The sequence below is a fragment of the Paraburkholderia sp. A1BS-2L genome (genome assembly GCF_051125205.1).
Lineage (GTDB): Bacteria > Pseudomonadota > Gammaproteobacteria > Burkholderiales > Burkholderiaceae > Paraburkholderia.
Genome location: NZ_CP120428.1, coordinates 3065439 through 3084408 on the forward strand (window position 1 = coordinate 3065439; position 18970 = coordinate 3084408).

Annotated in this window: 18 protein-coding genes; 3 read left to right on the forward strand and 15 right to left on the reverse strand. The window is 66.5% G+C overall.

Annotation, left to right across the window (positions count from 1 at the left end):
• From P5W98_RS14040 to P5W98_RS14075, 8 genes are all read right to left on the reverse strand, one after another.
• Entirely contained in the window at positions 1-1197 is a 1197-nt protein-coding gene (locus tag P5W98_RS14040; RefSeq protein WP_421025015.1) for a flagellar basal body P-ring protein FlgI, read from the reverse strand.
• The gene (locus tag P5W98_RS14045; RefSeq protein WP_421025016.1) at positions 1191-1916 is read right to left on the reverse strand and encodes a flagellar basal body L-ring protein FlgH; all 726 of its coding nucleotides are present in this window, start codon (positions 1914-1916) and stop codon (positions 1191-1193) included. Before P5W98_RS14045 ends, P5W98_RS14040 begins: the two co-directional genes overlap by 7 nt.
• 2 nt (positions 1917-1918) lie before the next feature.
• Positions 1919-2707, reverse strand: coding sequence for a flagellar basal-body rod protein FlgG (gene flgG, locus P5W98_RS14050; protein WP_421025017.1), 789 nt, complete (start codon positions 2705-2707; stop codon positions 1919-1921).
• 36 nt (positions 2708-2743) lie between these two features.
• Complete coding sequence (flgF, locus tag P5W98_RS14055; RefSeq protein ID WP_421025018.1) at positions 2744-3502, reverse strand: flagellar basal-body rod protein FlgF; 759 nt, start codon at positions 3500-3502, stop codon at positions 2744-2746.
• A gap of 34 nt (positions 3503-3536) precedes the next feature.
• Complete coding sequence (flgE, locus tag P5W98_RS14060; RefSeq protein ID WP_421025019.1) at positions 3537-4790, reverse strand: flagellar hook protein FlgE; 1254 nt, start codon at positions 4788-4790, stop codon at positions 3537-3539.
• 31 nt (positions 4791-4821) lie between these two features.
• Entirely contained in the window at positions 4822-5478 is a 657-nt protein-coding gene (locus P5W98_RS14065) for a flagellar hook assembly protein FlgD (RefSeq protein WP_421025288.1), read from the reverse strand.
• A gap of 153 nt (positions 5479-5631) precedes the next feature.
• Entirely contained in the window at positions 5632-6057 is a 426-nt protein-coding gene (gene flgC, locus P5W98_RS14070) for a flagellar basal body rod protein FlgC (protein ID WP_421025020.1), read from the reverse strand.
• Between the two features lie 32 nt (positions 6058-6089).
• On the reverse strand, positions 6090-6617 hold the full coding sequence (locus P5W98_RS14075) for a flagellar basal body protein (protein WP_421025021.1): 528 nt from the start codon (positions 6615-6617) through the stop codon (positions 6090-6092).
• 227 nt (positions 6618-6844) lie between these two features.
• On the opposite strand from P5W98_RS14075, the gene flgA reads away from it, so the two are divergent.
• The 3 genes from flgA (at position 6845) to P5W98_RS14090 (ending at position 9283) form a co-directional block, all read left to right on the forward strand.
• Positions 6845-8281, forward strand: coding sequence for a flagellar basal body P-ring formation chaperone FlgA (flgA, locus tag P5W98_RS14080; RefSeq protein WP_421025022.1), 1437 nt, complete (start codon positions 6845-6847; stop codon positions 8279-8281).
• Between the two features lie 145 nt (positions 8282-8426).
• Entirely contained in the window at positions 8427-8780 is a 354-nt protein-coding gene (gene flgM, locus P5W98_RS14085) for a flagellar biosynthesis anti-sigma factor FlgM (protein ID WP_421025023.1), read from the forward strand.
• A 56-nt stretch (positions 8781-8836) separates the two neighbouring features.
• The gene (locus P5W98_RS14090) at positions 8837-9283 is read left to right on the forward strand and encodes a flagella synthesis protein FlgN (RefSeq protein ID WP_421025024.1); all 447 of its coding nucleotides are present in this window, start codon (positions 8837-8839) and stop codon (positions 9281-9283) included.
• A 263-nt stretch (positions 9284-9546) separates the two neighbouring features.
• Here P5W98_RS14090 and P5W98_RS14095 read toward each other — a convergent pair whose 3' ends face one another.
• The 7 genes from P5W98_RS14095 to flhB form a co-directional block, all read right to left on the reverse strand.
• Positions 9547-10569, reverse strand: a complete 1023-nt coding sequence (locus tag P5W98_RS14095; protein WP_421025025.1) for a chemotaxis protein CheB — start codon at positions 10567-10569, stop codon at positions 9547-9549.
• A gap of 247 nt (positions 10570-10816) precedes the next feature.
• Complete coding sequence (locus P5W98_RS14100) at positions 10817-11104, reverse strand: hypothetical protein (RefSeq protein ID WP_421073825.1); 288 nt, start codon at positions 11102-11104, stop codon at positions 10817-10819.
• A gap of 37 nt (positions 11105-11141) precedes the next feature.
• A complete protein-coding gene (locus P5W98_RS14105) occupies positions 11142-11873 on the reverse strand; it encodes an RNA polymerase sigma factor FliA (protein WP_421025027.1) in 732 nt (243 codons plus the stop codon).
• Positions 11874-11895: 22 nt separating this feature from the next.
• Entirely contained in the window at positions 11896-12882 is a 987-nt protein-coding gene (locus P5W98_RS14110; RefSeq protein ID WP_421073826.1) for a MinD/ParA family ATP-binding protein, read from the reverse strand.
• Positions 12875-14848 carry a flagellar biosynthesis protein FlhF gene (flhF, locus tag P5W98_RS14115; protein ID WP_434718065.1) on the reverse strand — a complete coding sequence of 658 codons (1974 nt, stop codon included), beginning with the start codon at positions 14846-14848 and terminating at the stop codon, positions 12875-12877. Before flhF ends, P5W98_RS14110 begins: the two co-directional genes overlap by 8 nt.
• Before the next feature lie 528 nt (positions 14849-15376).
• Positions 15377-17476 carry a flagellar biosynthesis protein FlhA gene (gene flhA / locus P5W98_RS14120; protein ID WP_434718066.1) on the reverse strand — a complete coding sequence of 700 codons (2100 nt, stop codon included), beginning with the start codon at positions 17474-17476 and terminating at the stop codon, positions 15377-15379.
• Positions 17473-18780, reverse strand: coding sequence for a flagellar biosynthesis protein FlhB (gene flhB, locus P5W98_RS14125; protein ID WP_421025031.1), 1308 nt, complete (start codon positions 18778-18780; stop codon positions 17473-17475). Before flhB ends, flhA begins: the two co-directional genes overlap by 4 nt.
• Between the last annotated feature and the right edge of the window lie 190 nt (positions 18781-18970).

The following is an 18970-nucleotide window of genomic DNA, read 5'->3' on the forward strand; positions in this document are numbered from 1 at the left end:
CTAGATGATCTGAAGATCGGCGCGCAGCGCGCCTGCCGCCTTCATCGCCTGCAGGATCGACATGAGATCCGCGGGCGTCGCGCCCAGCGCGTTGAGCGCTTTCACGACTTCCGCGAGATTGGCGCCCGCCGTCACTAGCTTGAGCGATCCGTTGTCCTGCTTCAACTGGATCTGCGACTGGCGCGCCGCCACCGTCTGGCCGTTCGAGAACGCGCCGGGCTGGCTCACCGCCGTCTGCGTGTTCACGACCACCGAGAGATTGCCGTGCGCCACCGCGCAACTGTCGAGCGTGACCATCTGGTTCATCACGATCGAGCCGGTGCGCGCGTTGAGAATCACCTTGGCCGCGGGCTGCGCCGGGCGCACGTCGAGATTCTGGATCTGCGCGATGAAGCTCACCTGCTGTGCGGGATCGACTGGACCGCGCACCTGGATCGTGCGGCCGTCCACGGCCGCCGCCGTGCCCTGGCCGAACAGGTTGTTGACCGCCGCCACGATGCGCTGCGTCGTGTCGTAGTCCATGTCGTTGACTTCCATCTGCAAGACGCCGCCTTGCGCGACCGGCGACGGCACCGCGCGCTCCACGGTCGCGCCGCCCGAGATGCGGCCCGCCGCGAGCTGGTTCACCTGCACCTTGCTGCCGTTGGCCGACGCGCCCGCGCCGCCCACCGCCACGTTGCCCTGCGCGATGGCGTAGACCTGGCCGTCGGCGCCCTTGAGCGGCGTGAGCAGCAGCGTGCCGCCGCGAATGCTCTTGGCATTGGCGAGCGAGGACACCGTCACGTCGATCTGCTCGCCGGGCCGCGCGAACGGCGGCAGCGTGGCGGTCACGATCACGGCCGCGACGTTCTTCAGCTGCATGTTGTTGAGCGTCTGCGAGGAGCCCGTCGCGCTCGACGTGTTGTTGATCGAGATTCCGAGGTTCGCGAGCATGTTCGCGAGCGTCTGGGTCGTGAACGGCGCCTGGGTGGTCTGGTCGCCGGTGCCGTCGAGGCCCACCACGAGGCCATAGCCGATCAGCGGGTTGTCGCGCACGCCGGTGATCGACACGAGGTCTTTCACGCGCTCGGCATGCGCGGGCACGGCGTAAGCCAGCAGCGCGCCGCACGCGAAGATGAGGCCGACCACGAAGCCCAGTGCGGTGAGCAGGTCCTTCGCGCGCGAGCGGCGCGTGTGGCGGAAGCGGATCTTTACCATGGCGCGATATTCAGGAAAAAGCGTTGCAGCCAGCCCATGGTCTCGGCTTCGTCGATCACGCCTTTCGCGGAGTATTCGATCTTCGCGTCGGCCACATCGGTCGAGAGCACGGAGTTGTCGCCGGCCACGGTGTTCGGGTTCACCACGCCGGAGAAGCGCACGTATTCGTTGCCCTGGTTGATCAGCATCTGCTTCTCGCCGGAGACCACGAGGTTGCCGTTGGGCAGCACGTTCGTCACGGTCACGGTGATCACGCCCGTGAAGGTGTTCGATGCGTTGGCGCCGCCCGTTGCGTCGAACTGGTTCGCGCCCGACGCCGTGAGATTCATGCGCGTGAAGAAGCCCGGAGCGAAGCCCGCAACCGGCGCGGCCAGGTTCGTGCTGCCGCCGCGCTTGGTGTTGGCGCCCGAGGACTTGGTCGCGTTGATGTTTTCGGAAATGACGATGGTGAGAATGTCGCCGATATTGCGCGGGCGCTGATCCTCGAACAGCGGCCGTCCCACGTAGCCGGGGTTGTAGATCGACCCCGGCGAGCTGTTGACCGGCGGCGACGGCGGCACGGCCGTCATCGGCTGCTGGGTGATCGGCTGCCGGTTCGGAATATAGGCGCAGCCCGCCAGCGTGGCGAGCGCGATGGCCGCCACGGCGGTGTGCAGCCCCGCTCGCGCATTCGTGTGCGCCGCGTGCTGCCGAGCGAGGTTTGGTACGGACGGGCTCATGCTCAAACCTGCATCTGGCTCAGCGTCTGCAGCATCTGGTCGGAGGTCGTGACCGCCTTGCTGTTGATCTCGTAGGCGCGCTGCGTCTCGATCATGTTCACGAGCTCTTGCACCACGTTCACGTTCGAGGCTTCCACATAGCCCTGATTGAGCGTGCCCGAGCCATTGAGGCCCGGCGTGGTCACCGTGGGCGCGCCCGACGAGGCGGTTTCCGAGAGCAGGTTCTGGCCGTTGCTCTGCAAGCCGGCCGGGTTGATGAACATGGCCAGTTGCAGCGAGCCGACCGTGGTGTTGTTCGACGAGCCGGGCGTGGTGACGGTCACCACGCCGTCGCTGCCGATGGTGAGCGAGGTGGCGTTGGCGGGCACCGTGATGGTGGGCAGCACCGGATAGCCGCTCGACGTCACGAGCTGGCCCTGCGAGTTGGTCTGAAACGAGCCATCGCGCGTGTAGGCCGTGGTGCCGTCGGGCATCTGCACCTGCAGAAAGCCCGCGCCGTTGATGGCCACGTCCTTCGAGTTGCCGGTCTGCTGCAGGTTGCCCTGGGTGTAGAGGCGCTCGGTGGCGACCTGCTGCACGCCCGTGCCCACCTGGCTGCCCGAGGGCAGCTCGGTGGTCTGCGTGGAGTTCGCGCCGGGCTGGCGCAGCGTCTGGTACATGAGGTCCTCGAACACCGCGCGCGAGCCCTTGAAGCCATTGGTGCTCACGTTCGCGAGGTTGTTGGAGATCACGTCCATTTGCGCCTGCTGCGCGTTCATGCCAGTGGCGGCGATGTAGAGCGATCGGTTCACGGTGTCTTTCTCCGGGAAGGCTTAAAGGCCTGGGGCTTAGCTGAAGTTGAGCAGCTGGTTCGCGCTCTGTTCGTTCTGGTCGGCGGTTTGCAGCAGCTTGGTCTGCATCTGGAACTGGCGCGCGTTGTCGATCATCGAGACCATCGCCGCCACCGGGCTCACGTTGCTGCCTTCGAGCGACTCCGTGGCGATCTGCACGCTCGGGTCGGCGTCGGCGGGGTTGCCGTCGGCGGTGCGAAAGAGGCCGTCGTCGCCGCGCGTGAGCGAGCCCGCGGGCGGGTTCACGAACTTGATCTGGTCGATCATGGCGATGGCGCTCGCTGGGCTGCCCGGCGCGATCGCCGAAACCGTGCCGTCCTGGCCGATCGTCACCGCCGAGCCCGGCGGCACCGCGATCGGGCCGCCGCCGCCGATCACCTGGTCATTCGCGGCGGTCACGAGCTGGCCGTTCTCGTCGACGTGCAGATTGCCCGCGCGCGTGTAGGCCTCGTTGCCGTCCGGCGTCAGCACGGAGATGAAGCCCGAGCCCTGGATGGCGATGTCGAGCGGGTTGCCGGTGCGCGAGATCGCGCCGGGCGTCATGTCCGCGCCGGGCGTGGACGACAGCACGAAGGTGCGCGTGGTCGTGTTGTTCACGCTCGAGCCGTCGCCGAACGACATCGGCACGGAGCGGAAATTCGCGAGCTGCGCGCGAAAGCCCGTGGTCGAAACGTTTGCGAGGTTGTTCGCAACTACGGCCTGCTGCTCGAGCGCCTGGCTGGCGCCCGTCATCGCGGTGTAGATCAGTCGGTCCATGATGTGCCCGGTGCGTTAGAGGTGCCTGCGCGGCTTACATCTGCAGCAGCGTCTGGTCGACGGTCTGCTGCGTCTTGATGGTCTGCGCGTTCGCCTGGTAGTTGCGCTGCGCCGTGATCAGGTCGACGAGCTGGTTCGTGAGGTCGACGTTCGACGACTCCACCGCGCCGCCGGTGAGCGTGCCGTGGTTGGTGCTGCCGGGCGTGGAGACCTGCGGCACGCCCGAGGCGGCCGTTTGCTGGAACTGGTTGCCGCCGAGGTTCAACAGGCCGTTCGGATTGTTGAAGTTGGCGAGCACGACCTGGCCGAGCGTCTTGGTCTGGCCGTTCGAGTAGTTGCCGGTGATGGTGCCGTCCGCGCCGATCGTGAAGTTCGACAACGTGCCGCTCGCATAGCCGTCCTGCCCGAGGTTGTTCACGCCGTTGGCGCTGCCGTACTGCGTCGTGCCCGAGAAGTTCAGCGTGATCGCCTGGTTGGTCTTCGAGCCGTCGGTCGGGTTGATCGTGATGGGAATATCGCCGAGCGTGGTGGCAGTGCCCGTCGAATCGGCCGTGGAGAGAAGCTTGCCGGCATTGTCGAAGGTCATCGTGCCCGCGGCCGTCGACGACACCGCGCCCGCCGTGCCCGCGTAGACATTCCACTGCTGGTTGCCGCTCGCGTCGAGGCCGCCCTTCACGAAATACATGTTGACCTGCTGCGTGCCGCCCAGCGAGTCGTATGCCGTGATCGACGTCGAATAGTTGTAGGTGTTCGAGTTGGTGGCGTCGAACGGCGTCGCGGCAGGCGCGGTGGACTGCGCGTTCAGGTTCAGCTGCGCGGTGACGCTGGTGGTCATGACCGGCGAGATATTGGTCGTCGGCACCTGGAGCGGCACCGTCTGCGCCGTGTTCACCACGCCGTTCGTGCCCGCGCCATAGCCCATCAGCTGGAGACCCGAGGCATCGGTGATGTAGCCGTCCTTGTTGAGCTGGAACACGCCGTTGCGCGAGTACGTGACCGTGCCGTTATTCGACATCTGGTAGAAGCCGTTGCCGTTGATGGCGACGTCGAGCGCCTGGCCGGTCGTGGTGATCGTGCCTTGCGAGAAGTTCTGCTGCACTTGCGAGAGCGCCGCGCCCAGGCCGATCTGCGTATTGACCGCGGTGGCGACGGTGTTCGCGTAGACGTCGGCGAACTGCGCGGTGCTCTGCTTGAAGCCCACCGTGTTCGCGTTGGCGATGTTGTTGCCGATGACGTCGAGGTCGTTCGACGCTGCGGCGAGGCCGCTCAATCCTTGCTGGTAGCCCATGAGTGTCGACTCCGCTTAAATCTTGTCTGGTTCAGAGAATGCCGGCCACGCCCGAGAGCGAGACCGTTTTGCCGTTGGCGAGCGAGAGGCCCGCGCCGCCGTCCGATTGCTGGATCACGCCCTGCACCTTGCTCGCGACGAGCGCGGTGGCCGTGCCGGCCTGGCCGTTGACGATCGCGCTCGCGCTCACCGTGTAGGCGCCGTCGGCCACTGCGTTGCCTGCGGTGTCGGTGCCGTTCCAGGTAACGGGGATGGTGCCCGCCGACTGCGCGCCGAGATCGAGCGTATTGACGACCTGGCCCGCCGAGTTGGTGATCGTGAGCTTCACGTCCGAGGCGGCCGCGGGCAGCGTCACGCCCAGTTGCGGCGCTGCGCCGCTCGTCACCGTCATGCTGCTGCCGGGCGCGAGCACGGTCGAGCCGATCAGCAGCGCGGCCTGCGCGTTCTGGCCCGCCGAGAGCTGCGTCGAAAGCGACGAGAGCGACGTGTTGAGCTGCTGGATGCCCGTGACCGTGTTGATCTGCGCGAGCTGCGAGGTCATCTGCGAGCTGTCCATCGGATTGGTCGGGTCCTGGTTCTGCAACTGCGTGACGAGCAACTGCAAAAAGGTGTTCTGCAAGTCGGTGCCGCTCGTGCTGCCCGTGCCGCTGGCCGAGGATTTGCCCGACGCAGCCGCCGTGGGATTCATGGTGTCGAGCAGTTGCTGCGACACGGTGGCGGTGCTGCCGCCGATGGTGGTGTTGCTGGAGGTCAACGCGTTCTCCTCGCTTGACGTTGCTGGCTCGATGTTGCGCGGTGTTGCCGTTTAGTGCGCGGGGCTGCTGGTTCAGGCGCCGCTGTCTCAGGTGCCGATGGTCAGGGTCTTGAGCATCAGCGTCTTCGCGGTGTTCAGCGTCTCGATGTTGGCCTGATACGAGCGCGACGCCGAAATCATGTTCACCATCTCCTGCACCGGGTCCACGTTCGGCATCGAGACGTAGCCGTTGGCGTCCGCCGCGGGGTTGTCGGGCTGGTAGCTCTGCTTCATGGGCGTGGGGTCGTCGACCACGCCGGTCACCTTCACGCCGCCCACCTGCTGGCCCGAAGCCGTGCGCGCGCCGCCGAGCGGGTCGACCGCGAACACGACCTGCTTGGCCTTGTAGGGCTGGCCGTCGGGGCCGGTCGTGCTGTCGGCGTTGGCGAGATTGGACGCCGTCACGTTCAGCCGCTGCGATTGCGCCGACATGGCGGAGCCCGCAACGCTGAAAATGTTCATCAGGGATGGCATGGTTTCGTTGTCCTTCAGTTCACTCGGTTCGTTCAGTTCGAACCCGACTGGATCGCCGAGAGCATGGTCTTGATCTGCTGCGAAAGCACCGTCATGCCCGATTCGAAATGCAGCGCGTTGTCGGCGAACTGCACGCGCTCGGTGTCGAGGTCGACCGTATTGCCGTCGAGCGCGGGCTGCGTCGGGTTGCGGTACATCACCGGGCTCGTGTAGGTGTCCGCCTGGCCGCCGGTCGGGATCAGCTTCGTGTTGCCGGCCATATGGCCCGCCTCGGTCGCGGCCATCGACATGCCGCTCGTCACGCCCGCCGGCTGCGCCAGGGCGAGCGGCCGGAAGTTGCCGCTCGCGCCGCCAGCGACGCCCGCAGCAGCGATGCCCGGCGTGGCCGCACCCGCTTGCCTGAGCGCGCCCGCGAGGGAGGCCGAGAAGTCGACGTCGCGCGCCCGGTAGCCAGGGGTATCGGCATTCGCGATGTTCGAGGACAGCAACGCCTGGCGCGTTGCGCGTACATCGAGCGCTTCGCGGCCAAAGGCGAATTCGGCATCGAGTTTGTCCAGCATCGGGCGTTCTCCGTGACTCGAGTTGAGGGGCTGCGCCGGTGCATGCATCGCGCATCCGGCAACTGGGCGAGGCCCGCAGGCCTTTACGCATGGAGACGAATGTTAGGCGCGCCTGACAAGAACCAATCGGACGAATAGCCGGTAAAGGCCCCCTCTATTCGACGCAAGCACGCGAGGGCCGCCGCCTAGAATGCGAGGCGTGTCAATGCAATGAATGGAGAACGACGATGCCGCACAAAGCCCCCCTTCGTGTGCGCGGCGCGCGCCGCGAGGCTGAGGCGCGCCGCGCGCAGCGCCGTTCGATCTCGCGTGCGCTTGCGCTCGTGCTTGCGGCGCTGGCCGTGAGCGGCGCCGCGCACGCACAAAGCGAAGCCGAAGCGGCTGGGCAGCAGATCTATATCGCGGGCCCCGGCGACCGCGCGGGCTCGGACGCCGCGCGGATGAGCGCGATGCTCGCGCAGGGCGGCGGCGCGGGTTCGAGGGGCGCTGCGGCAAACGCCAGCGCGAGCGCTAACGCTTACGCCCAGAACGCAGCCATGCTCGCTCGCCGCACGCAAAGCGCGCAGCAAGATCCGCAGCAGGATTTCGCGCAAGCGCAAAACCAGCCGGGCATGATCGCGATCCCCGGGCCCGGCGAGCGCGGCCGCGCGGGCGAAGCCGCCACGCCCGAGATCGTCACGATTCCCGCGCCGGGCGCACCTAACACCGCCGGCGCGGCCACGCCGCGCCCCGCGCTCGCGCGCGCCGTTCAACCCATGCGCGTGCCAGCGGCGAATGCATCTGCGAATGCGTCTGCATATCCGGCTGCCGCCATGAGCGGCAACGCAGGCACGGGCGGATTGCAGCGCGTGAATGTCGTCAGGCCGTCTAGCGCGGTCGCCCCGGTCGTCGTCGAAACGGCCGCGCCGGCTGCCGCCGCGAAGCTCTCCACCGTGCCGGTCACGCGTGCGCCGGCTGTAACCGCCGCCCGTTCCGCGCCCACCACGCCCGCCGCAGTCGCGAGCGCCGCGGCCTATGGGCAGAGCGCGCAACTGCCGCCGGGCCAGGAGGACGGCGAACGCATTCGCGCCACCGTGGTCGCCTTCCTCCAGCAGCAGGCCGCGGGCTTGCCGGGCAAGGTGAGCGTGAGCGTCGGGCCGGTGTTTCCGCGCGGCCTCGCCGCTTGCGCCGCGCTCGAACCGTTCATGCCGCCGGGCGCGCGCATGTGGGGCCGCACGACGGTGGGCGTGCGCTGCGTCGGCGCGAAACCGTGGACACTCTATGTGGTGGGGCGCGTGGCCGTCGACATCACCTATTACGTGGCCGCCCGCCAGATCGACGCCGGCCAGACGCTCTCCGCCGCCGACTTCATGCCGCGCGAAGGCGACCTCGCAAGCCTGCCGCAGACCATCATCACCGACCCTACGCAGGCCAACGGCGCGGTCGCGCTCGCGCGCATCACGGCAGGCTTGCCGCTGCGCACCGACATGCTGCGCAGCGCCTCGTCGGTGGTGATCGGCCAGACGGTCAAGGTGGTCGCGGTGGGCTCGAACTTCACGATTTCCGCCGAAGGCAGCGTGCTCAATAACGCCGCGCCAGGCCAGATGGTGCGCGTGCGCACGGCCGGCGGGCAGATCATCAGCGGCGTCGTGAAAGATGCCGCCACGGTGCAGGTGCAGATTTAGGGCAGGATTGCCGGTCCGGTAAAAAATGCGGTGCGGCGGCCATGTGGGCAAGGACACGTAACAGCATGTAACGGCAGGACTTTCGCGCTAAAGTTCGCGCGCAGCGTTGCCGTTATCAAGGCCATACGGATCAGGAAGCCCAATCGTGAAAATCGACACCTCCAACCGCAATGACGCGCGTTCGCTCCAGGATGGCCCGGCGCGCACGCAGCAAGGCGAATCCGCGAGCGCGCCAGGCGCGGGCGGCACGGCATCGGCCGGCGCGGCATCGAGCGCCATCGGAGCGGGTACTAGCGCAGACGCCAACGTGAGTCTTTCGTCGCTGTCCTCTTCGCTGCGCTCGCTCGCGGCGAGCGGCGCCGCCGACATCGACATGGGCCAGGTCCAGTCGATCAAGGACGCCATCAAGAACGGCACGCTGCAGATCGACGCCGGCAAGATCGCCGACGGCATTATCGAAACCGCGCGCGGCCTGCTCAAGCCGGCCTCGGGCGGCTAAATCGCAGGGCGCGGGCGCCAGGCTGTCCCGCAACCCGCATTTTCAGGTGGTCCCGGATGAAAGACGCGCTTCTCGCCACATTGATCGACGAACACGCCGCGGTTGAGGCGTTCGCCTCGCTGCTCGCCTTCGAGGAGAAGGCGCTCACGACGGCGGACGGCATCGATGCGCTGCCGCAGATCGTCGAACAGAAGACGACGCTCACGCAGCGCATGGCGGGGCTCGAGAAGGTGCGCGACGCGCAACTGGCCGGGCTCGGCCTGCCGGCCGGACGCAAGGGCATCGAGATGGCCTGCGACGGCGACGCGCGGCTCGCGGGCCAGTGGGCGCGGCTCTTGGGCTCGACCGAGCGCGCGCGCCGGCAGAACCTGACGATCGGCATGATGGTTCGCACCCGCATGGAACATAATCGCCGGGCGCTCGCGATTTTGCGGGGCGAAACCGGCAACGGCACGTCGATGCTGTACGGGCCGGATGGACGCCTGCCGGCGTTCGGGCTGTAACTGGCCCTTGTTCCTCGCGTGGTTGGCAGTTGCGTGGGGAATTGAAAAGCCGAAGCACGGGGGCTTCGGCTTTTTTGTTTCCGGGTGCTAACTGCGAGGACAGTGGATCTGGTGCTGTCGGCGGTGATGGAAAATTCTGCTCTGACTTTTTGGAAATAACGCGCGCTCCGGGATGGGCTGTGGTCGGCCGAGGCTGCCTCAGGCGGCCGCTTTACGCCGCTCAAGCCGACATCTTACAGCCTGCAGACGGGCGTTCCCGCAGGTCAGAATCCTCCGTCGGGATCGGGCTCTACCAGATTAGTTAGCGCGCGTAGCCATTCACAAACCTGTGTGGACTCCACTTCTATGCCTTGGATCTTGCTGTTCAGGCTCGCAGTCAAGTCGATGCGCTCCTTGTAGACAGGCGCGTCTCTCAGGCGCTTCGCAAGCGTCGCTTCTTCGGTAAGCGAACCGAACAGAGCCGAGAGCTGTGTCTCCCTGGAGTCAGCTTGTTCCGCAAGGAGACTTTCTGCGGAAAAAGCATGTCCCGCGCGGCATCTGAATCGCATCATTCGTTTGTCGCGCAGCTCGTAAAGGGCGCTTCGACAAATAGGACAATTCAGACCACATGGACTGCTCATCCCTTCGAGCTTCCACCAGTCCTGAAGATCGAAGATACCCTCGGCGATCCGGTTTTCGATATCGATAAGTTCATCGAGATTACGGTCCTCATTGGGCTCCGGGTCGTCATTGGCGAGACGAACGAAAAGTGCTGCCATCTCTGCCAATTTGCAGCAGTAATCCACTTTGACGTGGGCGAGAGCGCTTTTAGGCATCGAGGCCGCTGTTGCTTCGGAAGGCTCCTGCACAATGGCGGTGCCGCCCCTGTCCTTGACTGCAAGCAAGCCAGCCGTACCGTCGTCAAGCTGTCCGGTCAATACGACTCCCACCACGGCTGGGCCATAAGAGATGGCCGCCGACCGGAAAAGCGGATCGATAGCGGGCCGTGTGTGATTTTCCTGAGGGCCATGAGACAGGCGTATATATCCTCGCTGCACAAGCATATGGCGATCCGGTGGCGCCACATAGATTCGCCCCGGCTCGATTAGCTCGGTGTTCTTGGGATGTATGGCCTTCAGTCGTCCCGCGTTGCTGAGAATCTGGGGCAGCATGCCCGGGCTGTGAGCGCCCACATGCTGCGTGATAAATACTGAAGATGGGAAATTCTCGGGAAGTAGCGCGATCAGCCGCGAAAGCGCGTTAATCCCGCTCAATGAGGCGCCAATGACGAATATGCGTCCTTTCATAACTCGCCCCCAGCATGCCCTGTTTCGATAGCTGATGATGAGCGAGTGGCGGCAGACGCGGTTGATATGTGTCAATGAACAAGGTTTGGGCGTTTCACCGGGATGTTCGTCGGTTTGCCTGTGTGCAAAGCCACGATAGACGGACTGCTGAGCCCCTATACCTGCCTTTCAACGCTTGGTGGTCGACTGTCAGCAGTGGGTCGCGAAACGACTTCCCCACAAATCAGCAAAAACCATAAAAAACATTTCACCCCTGATCAACCTCCGGCCAAAGCCCTGGAAACAGAAACGGAAGGCTCTTCAAGGGCAGTCCAAAGGAAAGATCGCCTCGCGGCGAAGACGCATTCAGCGATCCAAAGTCGAGCAGCGTGCGTGTAATCCGACGCGCCAGCACGTCGCTCACACTTGGCATCTGAGCGAACTCAGCGCGCGTCACGGCGCGCTGCAGCATCACGAACCCCATGGCCGGCGCAGTCGTTTCCGGCTTGATGACGGACTTCTCGAAGCGGTTGTCATCATGACGCGATGTACACATCCATGTAGGGTTTGAAACCCCTCGCCACTACGCCCGACTAATGCTCCGTCCCCGCCCATGACATCTCGCGCAGCCGCGCCCGCAAGCGTGCCACCGCCTGGCTGTGCAACTGGCACACGCGCGACTCGCTCACCTCCAGCACCGCGCCGATCTCGCGCAGGTTCATGCCGCGCTCGTAATACAGCGACATCAGCAGCTTCTCGCGCTCGGGCAGCCGCTCGATCGCCTCGACTAGCGCGCCGCGCAGGCTCTCGTCGAGCAGTGCCGAGAGCGGGTCCGAGTGATCGACGCGATAGCGGTCGAGGAACGGCTCGTCGTCGGCGGAGCGGTCGAAGTCTTCGTAGTAGATGAGCTGGCTGCCGTGCAGGTCCTGCAGCATGCTCTGGTACTCGTCGAGCGGCATCTGCAGATGCTCGGCAATCTCCGTCTCGCTCGCCGAGCGGCCAAGCCGCTGCTCCACCTGATGCACCGCGCTTTCCACTTCGCGCGAGGTGCGCCGCAGGCTGCGCGGCAGCCAGTCGTTGCTGCGCAGCTCGTCGAGCATGGCGCCGCGAATGCGCTGGCTCGCGTAGGTCTCGAACTGCGCGCCCTGATCTTCCTTGTAGCGATTCGCAGCGTCGAGCAAGCCGATCATGCCGGCCTGGATCAAGTCGTCGAGATCCACGCTCGCGGGCATTTTCGCCACGAGCTGCAATCCGAGCCGCCGCACGAGCGGCGCGTACTTCGCGAGCACTTCGGCCTGCGAAATCTTTCCTTGAGCGTTATACATCTGGCTCTCCTTCCTGTGTCCGTCACACGTGCCGATGCGCGTGCACGGGCGAATCCGCCCGCCATCCCGCATAGGCCGTCGCGCTCGCGGACGGGGCGTCCGTGGCGGATGAAACGAATGAATTCGCCGCTTGCTCCGGACTCGCCGGCGCGCCCGCCGATGCCAACAGCGCGGGGCGCAGCGGCCAGTGCGGCAGTTCGGCCGCCACGTGGCGAAAATCTCGCGCGGCAGCCGTCGACGGAAACGCATCGACGATGCAGCGCGACAGTTGCAGCGCGCGCGGCATGTGCGGATCGGCGGCAACGCTGCCCGCGCGCTCCAGCGATACCGCGAGGTAGCGGCTCGCCACTCCCGCGAGATTCTCGAGCGCGGCTTGCGCGTCGGCGGCGCTCGCCACGTGGTTCGCAAGCACGCGGAACTGCCCAATCGCATGCGCGAAATGCAGCCGCTTCATGCAGGCGTAGGCGTCGGTGATCGCCTGCGCGGTCACGCGCATCACGATCAGCACGTCGTGCGCGTGCAAGGCGAGCGGCGAGAGCGCGCCTTCGGCGTCGAGCCGCGCGTCGATCAGCACGAAATCGGCGGGACCGGCCAGCAGCTTGCTCAATGGCGCATCCAGCTGCGCCCCCACGCACTGCTCGCGCGGCGCGGCCAGCACGCCGAAGCCCAGCGCATGCCGCGCCACGGCCTGGTCCAGCGCAATCTCGCCGCGCATCACCGCCGCGAAATTCGGCGCGAAGTTTCCTGCGAGGCTTGCGGCATTGCCGCGCGCTTCGTTGCTCACGCCGCGCATGCCGCCGCCGAGCTGCGCACTGACCGAGCGCGGACCAAGGCACTCGTCGATCACGAGCACGTCCTTGCCCAGCGCGATCAGCGCGGCCGCGAGATTGATCACCACGGTCGTGCGCCCGGGTGCGCCGTGGCCGCCGGTCACGGCGATCACGCGCGAGCCTTCGCGCGCGAGCAGCCGTCGCAGGCCTTCTGCCTGATCGATCACGAACTTATCCAAACCGGACCTCGGGAGCTTGCGTGGCCGAGCGCGTCGAGAGCGCGGAGAGCAGCGCGGGAATATCGTCCTCGTGCGGCACGAACGGCGAGCGATCGCGCGGCACGCAGAACGCGCTGCGCACGAGAAAGCGGCGCGTGGCCACGTACAGGTTCTCTGGCACCTTCTGGCCCGTGGAGACGTAGTGCACCGGCAGCTTGTAGCGCAGCACCGTGTCGAGCGTGCTGCCGAGGTTGGTCGCTTCGTCGAGCTTGGTGAGGATGCAACCCGCGAGCGGCGAGTTGTCCGGGCCGTGCTGGTACGCCTGCACGACTTCGTTGAGCGTGTCGCCGTGGCTGGTCGCCGAAAGCAGCAGCAGGCGCTGCACCGGGCGCCCCGTGCCGCACAGCATGGCGATCTGGTCGGTCACGGCGCGGTCGCGCTGGCTCATGCCGATCGTGTCGATCAGCACGATGTGCTTGTTCTTGAGCTCGGTGAGCGCGAGTTGCAGATCGGCGCCGTCACGCACCGCATGCACCGAGACGCCGAGGATCTTGCCGAAGATGCGCAGTTGCTCGTGGCCGCCGATGCGGTAGCTGTCGGTCGTGAGCAGCGCGACCTTGCTCGCGCCGAAGCGCATCACGCAGCGCGCCGCGAGCTTCGCCGTGGTCGTGGTCTTGCCCACGCCGGTCGGGCCCATCAGCGCGAATACGCCGCCGCGCTCCATGAGCGCTTCTTCGTCCTCGAGCACGGGCAGGTTCGATTCGAGCACCGACTGAACCCACTCCATGCCGGCCTCTTCGGTTTCCACGCTGGGCAGGCGGTCGACCACCATCTTCACGAGCTGCGCCGAAAAGCCGGCCGCGAAAAGCTGCTTCGTGAGCGCGCCCTGCATCGGGTTGCGGCGCTGATGCTCGCCCCACAGGAGACCCGCGAACTGCTCTTCCATCATGCCGCGCATGGAGGCGAGCTCGTGCATCACGGTTTCGTTGACGACCTGCTCGATGCGCGCGCGGATCGCTTCGCTCACCGTTTGTGCGGTGCTGGGCGCGGCGGGTTGTGCGCTCTGGGCGGCCTGGGCCGGGTTAGGGGCGCTTTGAACGCTTTGAGCGGCGGGCGCCGGGCCGGCCGCATCGGGGCTCTGGCCAATGCTGCGGGCCGCGCGGCGCGCCGCGACGTGCGCAGCCTGGCGCGCCCATTCGGGCGTGTTCGCGTCGATATCGGCGCGATGCGTGGGGTCGGCGGCCACGCCGAGGCCCTTCGCCATCGCGGCGGCCGGCGTCATGCCCGGCTGGGCCGTGTCCCGGTTCGCTTGCTGGTTCGCTTGCTGATTCGCGATACGGCGCGCGTGGTCGATCAGCCAGGGGTTCGATTCGGCCATCGTGCGCGGTGCGTCCTGGGACTCGACTGCGGGTTGCCTGGCTTGCTGGCCCGCCGCGGCACGCGAAGCGGAGAACGGCTTTGCCGCGGCTTCGGACGCTTCGGCGCTCAGCTTTGCCTGCGTGGCTTGTCCGAGAGAGACGGCGGTGTCGTCGCTGTCGCTGTCGTGGTTGCCTTCATCGGCTTCGCCTTGTGCCGCGGCGTCCGCCCCAGCGGCGTCGCGCTCCGCGCCCACCTCCGGGCTCGCGCCGAACACCGATGAGAACACGTCGGGCATGCCGCCGCTTGCGTAAGGGTTGCCAGCGGTCGCCGCAGTGCTGGCGGCAGGCGGTGCGCCGATCGCGGCGCGCGACGGCTTCGCCGCGAAGCCCGCGCCAGCCTGCGCCTGACCACCGGCGGACGATGTGCCGCCGAGAGGCGCACCGCCAAAGGGCGCTCCGCCGTCCGCCGGCGCGAGCGCTGCGAGGTCGCGGTCCGCGAGCGCGACGATTTCGACGCTGCCGTCGTCGAGCGTGCGATTCGACAATACGACGGCGTCCGCACCCAGCGCTTCGCGCACGAGGCGCAACGCGTCGCGGCTGGTGCCACCGATGAATTTGCGAATGTTCAAGCCAAGCCCCTGAGTGAGGTGAGCGGCCTGCGCCGCCCGTCGTTTGCGTCTGGATTACCGCGGGCCTTGCGCTCTCGCACGGGCCCTTCTCCGATGTTGGAATTATTTCGAAGGTGAGCCCTCGACGATCGGTGGATCAGGGTGGGGAAAGGTGGGTAATTCGGGGGATGGCGAGTGCCCGGAACCTGAGGCTCTGGGCTGCGACTTCGTGCGCTCGGCATTGTGGACACAGTTAGTCGCATATTTGGTCTTTTCTGAGCTGGCGACCAATGGGAAGCGATCTGCGACCGGCTCGAAGATATCGAGTTGGCTGAAATCGTGAAATCCCGCGCTGGCGAAGAAGTCGTCAGCGTCAAGCCTGAAGACCTATGGTTTTGATGCCCTCAAGCAGGGATTCGACGACCTCGCGAGCGAGCGCGAACGCAAATTCACGCTGCACAAGGTAATGCTGGAAGCGCCGGCGCCAATCGGCGTTACATCGACTCTGGATCTTCTCGAAGCGTTTTGACGCCTCGCCCCCTCAGCTCATCACCCCGCCCCCACCACATTCACCACCCGCACATTGCGCGTATCCGGCACCTCGGCATACGAAAGCACCTTCAACTGCGGCAGACTGCGGCGCAAAAAGCGCGAGAGCATCGGCCGCAGCGCATGCTGCACGAGCAGCACGGGCGCAAGTCCCAACGCCTGCTGACGTCCCATCGCCATTTCGGTCTGCGTGAGCAGCGTATGCGCGAGACCCGGCTCCAGCCCGGGGTTCGGTCCCGAGGTCAGCGTCTGCGAAAGCACGCGTTCGAGATTGGCGTCGAGCCCCATCACCTGCATGTCCGCATTGCCGGGGAACCACTGCTGCGTGATCGCGCGGCCCAGCGAGATGCGCACCGCCGCCGTGAGGTCGTGTGCGTCGGGCATGCGCGGCGCATGCTCCGCGAGCGACTCCATGATCGTGCGCATGTCGCGGATCGGCACGCCCTCTTCCAGCAGGTTTTGCAGCACCTTCTGCAAGGTCGTGAGCGCCAGCACCTTTGGCACGAGGTCGTCCACGAGCGAGGGCGTGTCCTTCTGCACGCGCTCGATCAGCGCCTGCACTTCGCGGCGGCCCAGCAATTCGGCCGCGTGCGTCACCACGAGGTGATTGAGGTGCGTCGCCACCACGGTGCTCGAATCGACCACCGTGTAGCCGAACACCTGGGCCTGCTCGCGCATGTTCGAATCGATCCAGATCGCGGGCAGCCCGAACGCCGGGTCGGTGGTCGGCGTGCCGGGCACCACCGCGCTCACCTGCCCCGGATTGATCGCGAGCCACTGGCCCGGGAACGCCTCGCCCGAGCCCACTTCCACGCCCTTTAGCGCGATGCGGTAAGCGTTCGGGCGCAACTCCAGGTTGTCGCGGATGTGAATGACCGGCGGCAGGAAGCCGATTTCCTGCGCGAACTTCTTGCGGATGCTCTTGATGCGCTTGAGCAGCTCGCCGTCGGTGTTCTTGTCGACGAGCGGAATGATGCGGTAGCCCACTTCGAGCCCGAGCGTGTCGATGAGCGCCACGTCGTCCCAGCTCGCCTCGGCGTTCTCGACGGGCGCGGCGGCAGCCGGCAGCACGTCCGCGAGCACGGCGCTGGCCTTTTTCGCCTCGGCGCTCTTTTTCATCACGCGGCCAAGCTGGATCGCGCCCCCGCCCAGCAGCAAGAACGCGAAGTGCGGCATGCCCGGAATCATGCCCATCATGAGGATGATCGCGCCGGTGATCATCAGCACGCGCGGGTTCGTGAACAGCTGGCCGGTGAGTTGCGTGCCGATGTCCTCATTGGTCGCCACGCGCGAGACGATCACGCCCGCGGCCGTCGAGATCACGAGCGACGGAATCTGGGCGACGAGACCATCGCCGATCGTCAGCAGCGTATAGGTCTCGCCCGCCGAGGCGAACGACATGCCGTGCTGCACCACGCCCACGATCAGCCCGCCGATGATGTTGATCGCCATGATCAGGAGGCCCGCGATGGCGTCGCCGCGCACGAACTTGCTCGCGCCGTCCATCGAGCCGTAGAACTCGGCTTCCTGGGCGATCTCGGTGCGGCGCTTGCGCGCGGCTTCCTCGTTGATGAGGCCCGCGTTCAAGTCGGCGTCGATCGCCATCTGCTTGCCGGGCATGGCGTCGAGCGTGAAGCGCGCCGACACTTCGGCGATCCGCCCCGCGCCCTTCGTGATCACCATGAAGTTGATCACCATGAGGATCACGAACACCACGATACCCACGGCGAAATTGCCGCCCACGAGGAAGTGGCCGAACGATTCGATCACTTTGCCGGCCGCGTCGGGGCCGGTGTGGCCTTCGAGCAGCACGACGCGCGTGGAGGCCACGTTCAGCGAGAGGCGCAACAGCGTGGAGAACAGCAGCACGCTCGGGAACGCCGCGAAGTCGAGCGGCTTCATGGTGTACATGCTGACGAGCAGCACCATCACCGATAGCGCGATGTTGAAGGTGAACAGCAGATCCAGCAGGAACGGCGGCAGCGGCAGGATCATCATGCCGAGGATCATGCAGATCAGGATCGGTCCGGCGAGCGCGCGCAGATTCGTGCCTTGCAGCACGTCCGGGCGCCGCGCGAGGAAACCGGTGCGGGCGTTCATTCTGTGGCTCCTTCGTTGCCGTTGCGGGCGTCGTTGCGCGTGTCATCGCGATTCGCGCCGCGGGCGGGGTTCGATGCTGTGCTTGATGCGGTGTTTTGTGCGCTGCCGCTGGCCGCGCGCTCCTCGGGCGAGAGCGCTTCGTCCGCTTCCTCGGCGGCGTCTTCGTCGCTCACCGCGCCCTTGTCCAGTTCCGGCGGCACGTCGAGGTCGGTGGGCGCCATCGGCACATCGCCGCCGTGCTCGCGAAAGCGCTTGAGCTGATAGACCCACGCGAGCACCTGCGCGACCGCGCCATACAGCGGGCCGGGAATCTCGCGATTGATGTCGACGTTGTAATAGAGCGCGCGCGCCAGCGGCGGCGCTTCGAGCAGCGGCACGTTGTGCTCGGCGGCGAGCTCGCGGATGCGCGCGGCCACGAGGTTCACGCCCTTGGCGACCACCCTGGGCGCGCGCATTTCGCCGTCGGCGTACTGGAGCGCGACGGCGAAGTGCGTCGGATTGGTCACCACCACGTCGGCCTTGGGCACCTGCGCCATCATGCGGCGGCGCGCCATGGCGCGCTGCTGCTGGCGAATGCGGCCCTTCACGTGCGGGTCGCCTTCATTCTCGCGGTGCTCGCGCTTCACTTCTTCCTTGGTCATGCGCAGCTTGCGGTGATACGACCAGAGCTGATACGGCACGTCGATGGCGGCCACCACGAACATGCCGGCGACGGTCGTGCCGCAGCACACGGCAATCAGATGAAGGGCGTCGGCGAACGCGCGCGGCGGCGGCTGCATGGCGAGACCGAGAATTTCGTCGCGCCGCATCCACAGCGCCGATCCGCCGATGCCGCCCACCACGAGCGTCTTCGCGATCGACATGCCAAGCTGGATCGGCCCGTTCACCGAGAAGATGCGTCCAAGCCCCGACACCGGATTGAGGCGACTGAACTTCATCTCCAGGGATTTGGTCGAGAACAGCCAGCCGCCCAGCGCCATGGGCGCGAGCAGCGCGGCGGCGCCGGTCAACAGGAGCACGGGCAAGAGCGCGACGAGACCTTCGCGCGCGGCCACGCCGGCGCCCGTGAGCATGCGCTTCGTCTCGAACGCGCCCGCGTGGTTGAAGGTGAGCGCGCCGCGCAGCATCGTCTGCAAATGCTCGCCGATGGTGCCCGACAGCATCCACGCGCCGAAACACCCCGCCGAGAGCAGCGCGAACGTGGAAAGCTCCCGCGAACGCGCGACCTGCCCCTCCTCACGCGCCTTTTCGAGGCGCTTGGGAGTGGCTGATTCGGTTTTTTCGAGGTCGCTGTCCTCTGCCACGGATGCTCCGGTCGCGGCGCACGCACACCCGCCACCCCTGCGGTGACGGCGCACGCCCTTTTTCAGTGAGAGCGATTATTGCCTCGGGGCGCAAGCGGCGATTGGCGGATCAGGACGGGGAAACCGGGGTAGTTCGGGAGATGGGGTGGCCGGGGGGCGGCACGAGGGTCAGTACGAAGGCGGCACGAGG

Bases quoted from the DNA above. Each gene is read 5' to 3' on its own strand.
- P5W98_RS14100 (WP_421073825.1), bottom strand. From the start codon at position 11,104: ATGTGTACATCGCGTCATGATGACAACCGCTTCGAGAAGTCCGTCATC.
- P5W98_RS14095 (WP_421025025.1), bottom strand. From the start codon at position 10,569: ATGAAAGGACGCATATTCGTCATTGGCGCCTCATTGAGCGGGATTAAC.
- P5W98_RS14075 (WP_421025021.1), bottom strand. From the start codon at position 6,617: ATGCTGGACAAACTCGATGCCGAATTCGCCTTTGGCCGCGAAGCGCTC.
- flgF (WP_421025018.1), bottom strand. From the start codon at position 3,502: ATGGACCGACTGATCTACACCGCGATGACGGGCGCCAGCCAGGCGCTC.
- flgA (WP_421025022.1), top strand. From the start codon at position 6,845: ATGCCGCACAAAGCCCCCCTTCGTGTGCGCGGCGCGCGCCGCGAGGCT.
- P5W98_RS14105 (WP_421025027.1), bottom strand. From the start codon at position 11,873: ATGTATAACGCTCAAGGAAAGATTTCGCAGGCCGAAGTGCTCGCGAAG.
- flgE (WP_421025019.1), bottom strand. From the start codon at position 4,790: ATGGGCTACCAGCAAGGATTGAGCGGCCTCGCCGCAGCGTCGAACGAC.
- flgC (WP_421025020.1), bottom strand. From the start codon at position 6,057: ATGCCATCCCTGATGAACATTTTCAGCGTTGCGGGCTCCGCCATGTCG.
- P5W98_RS14065 (WP_421025288.1), bottom strand. From the start codon at position 5,478: ATGAATCCCACGGCGGCTGCGTCGGGCAAATCCTCGGCCAGCGGCACG.
- flhA (WP_434718066.1), bottom strand. From the start codon at position 17,476: ATGAACGCCCGCACCGGTTTCCTCGCGCGGCGCCCGGACGTGCTGCAA.
- P5W98_RS14090 (WP_421025024.1), top strand. From the start codon at position 8,837: ATGAAAGACGCGCTTCTCGCCACATTGATCGACGAACACGCCGCGGTT.
- P5W98_RS14040 (WP_421025015.1), bottom strand. From the start codon at position 1,197: ATGGTAAAGATCCGCTTCCGCCACACGCGCCGCTCGCGCGCGAAGGAC.
- P5W98_RS14045 (WP_421025016.1), bottom strand. From the start codon at position 1,916: ATGAGCCCGTCCGTACCAAACCTCGCTCGGCAGCACGCGGCGCACACG.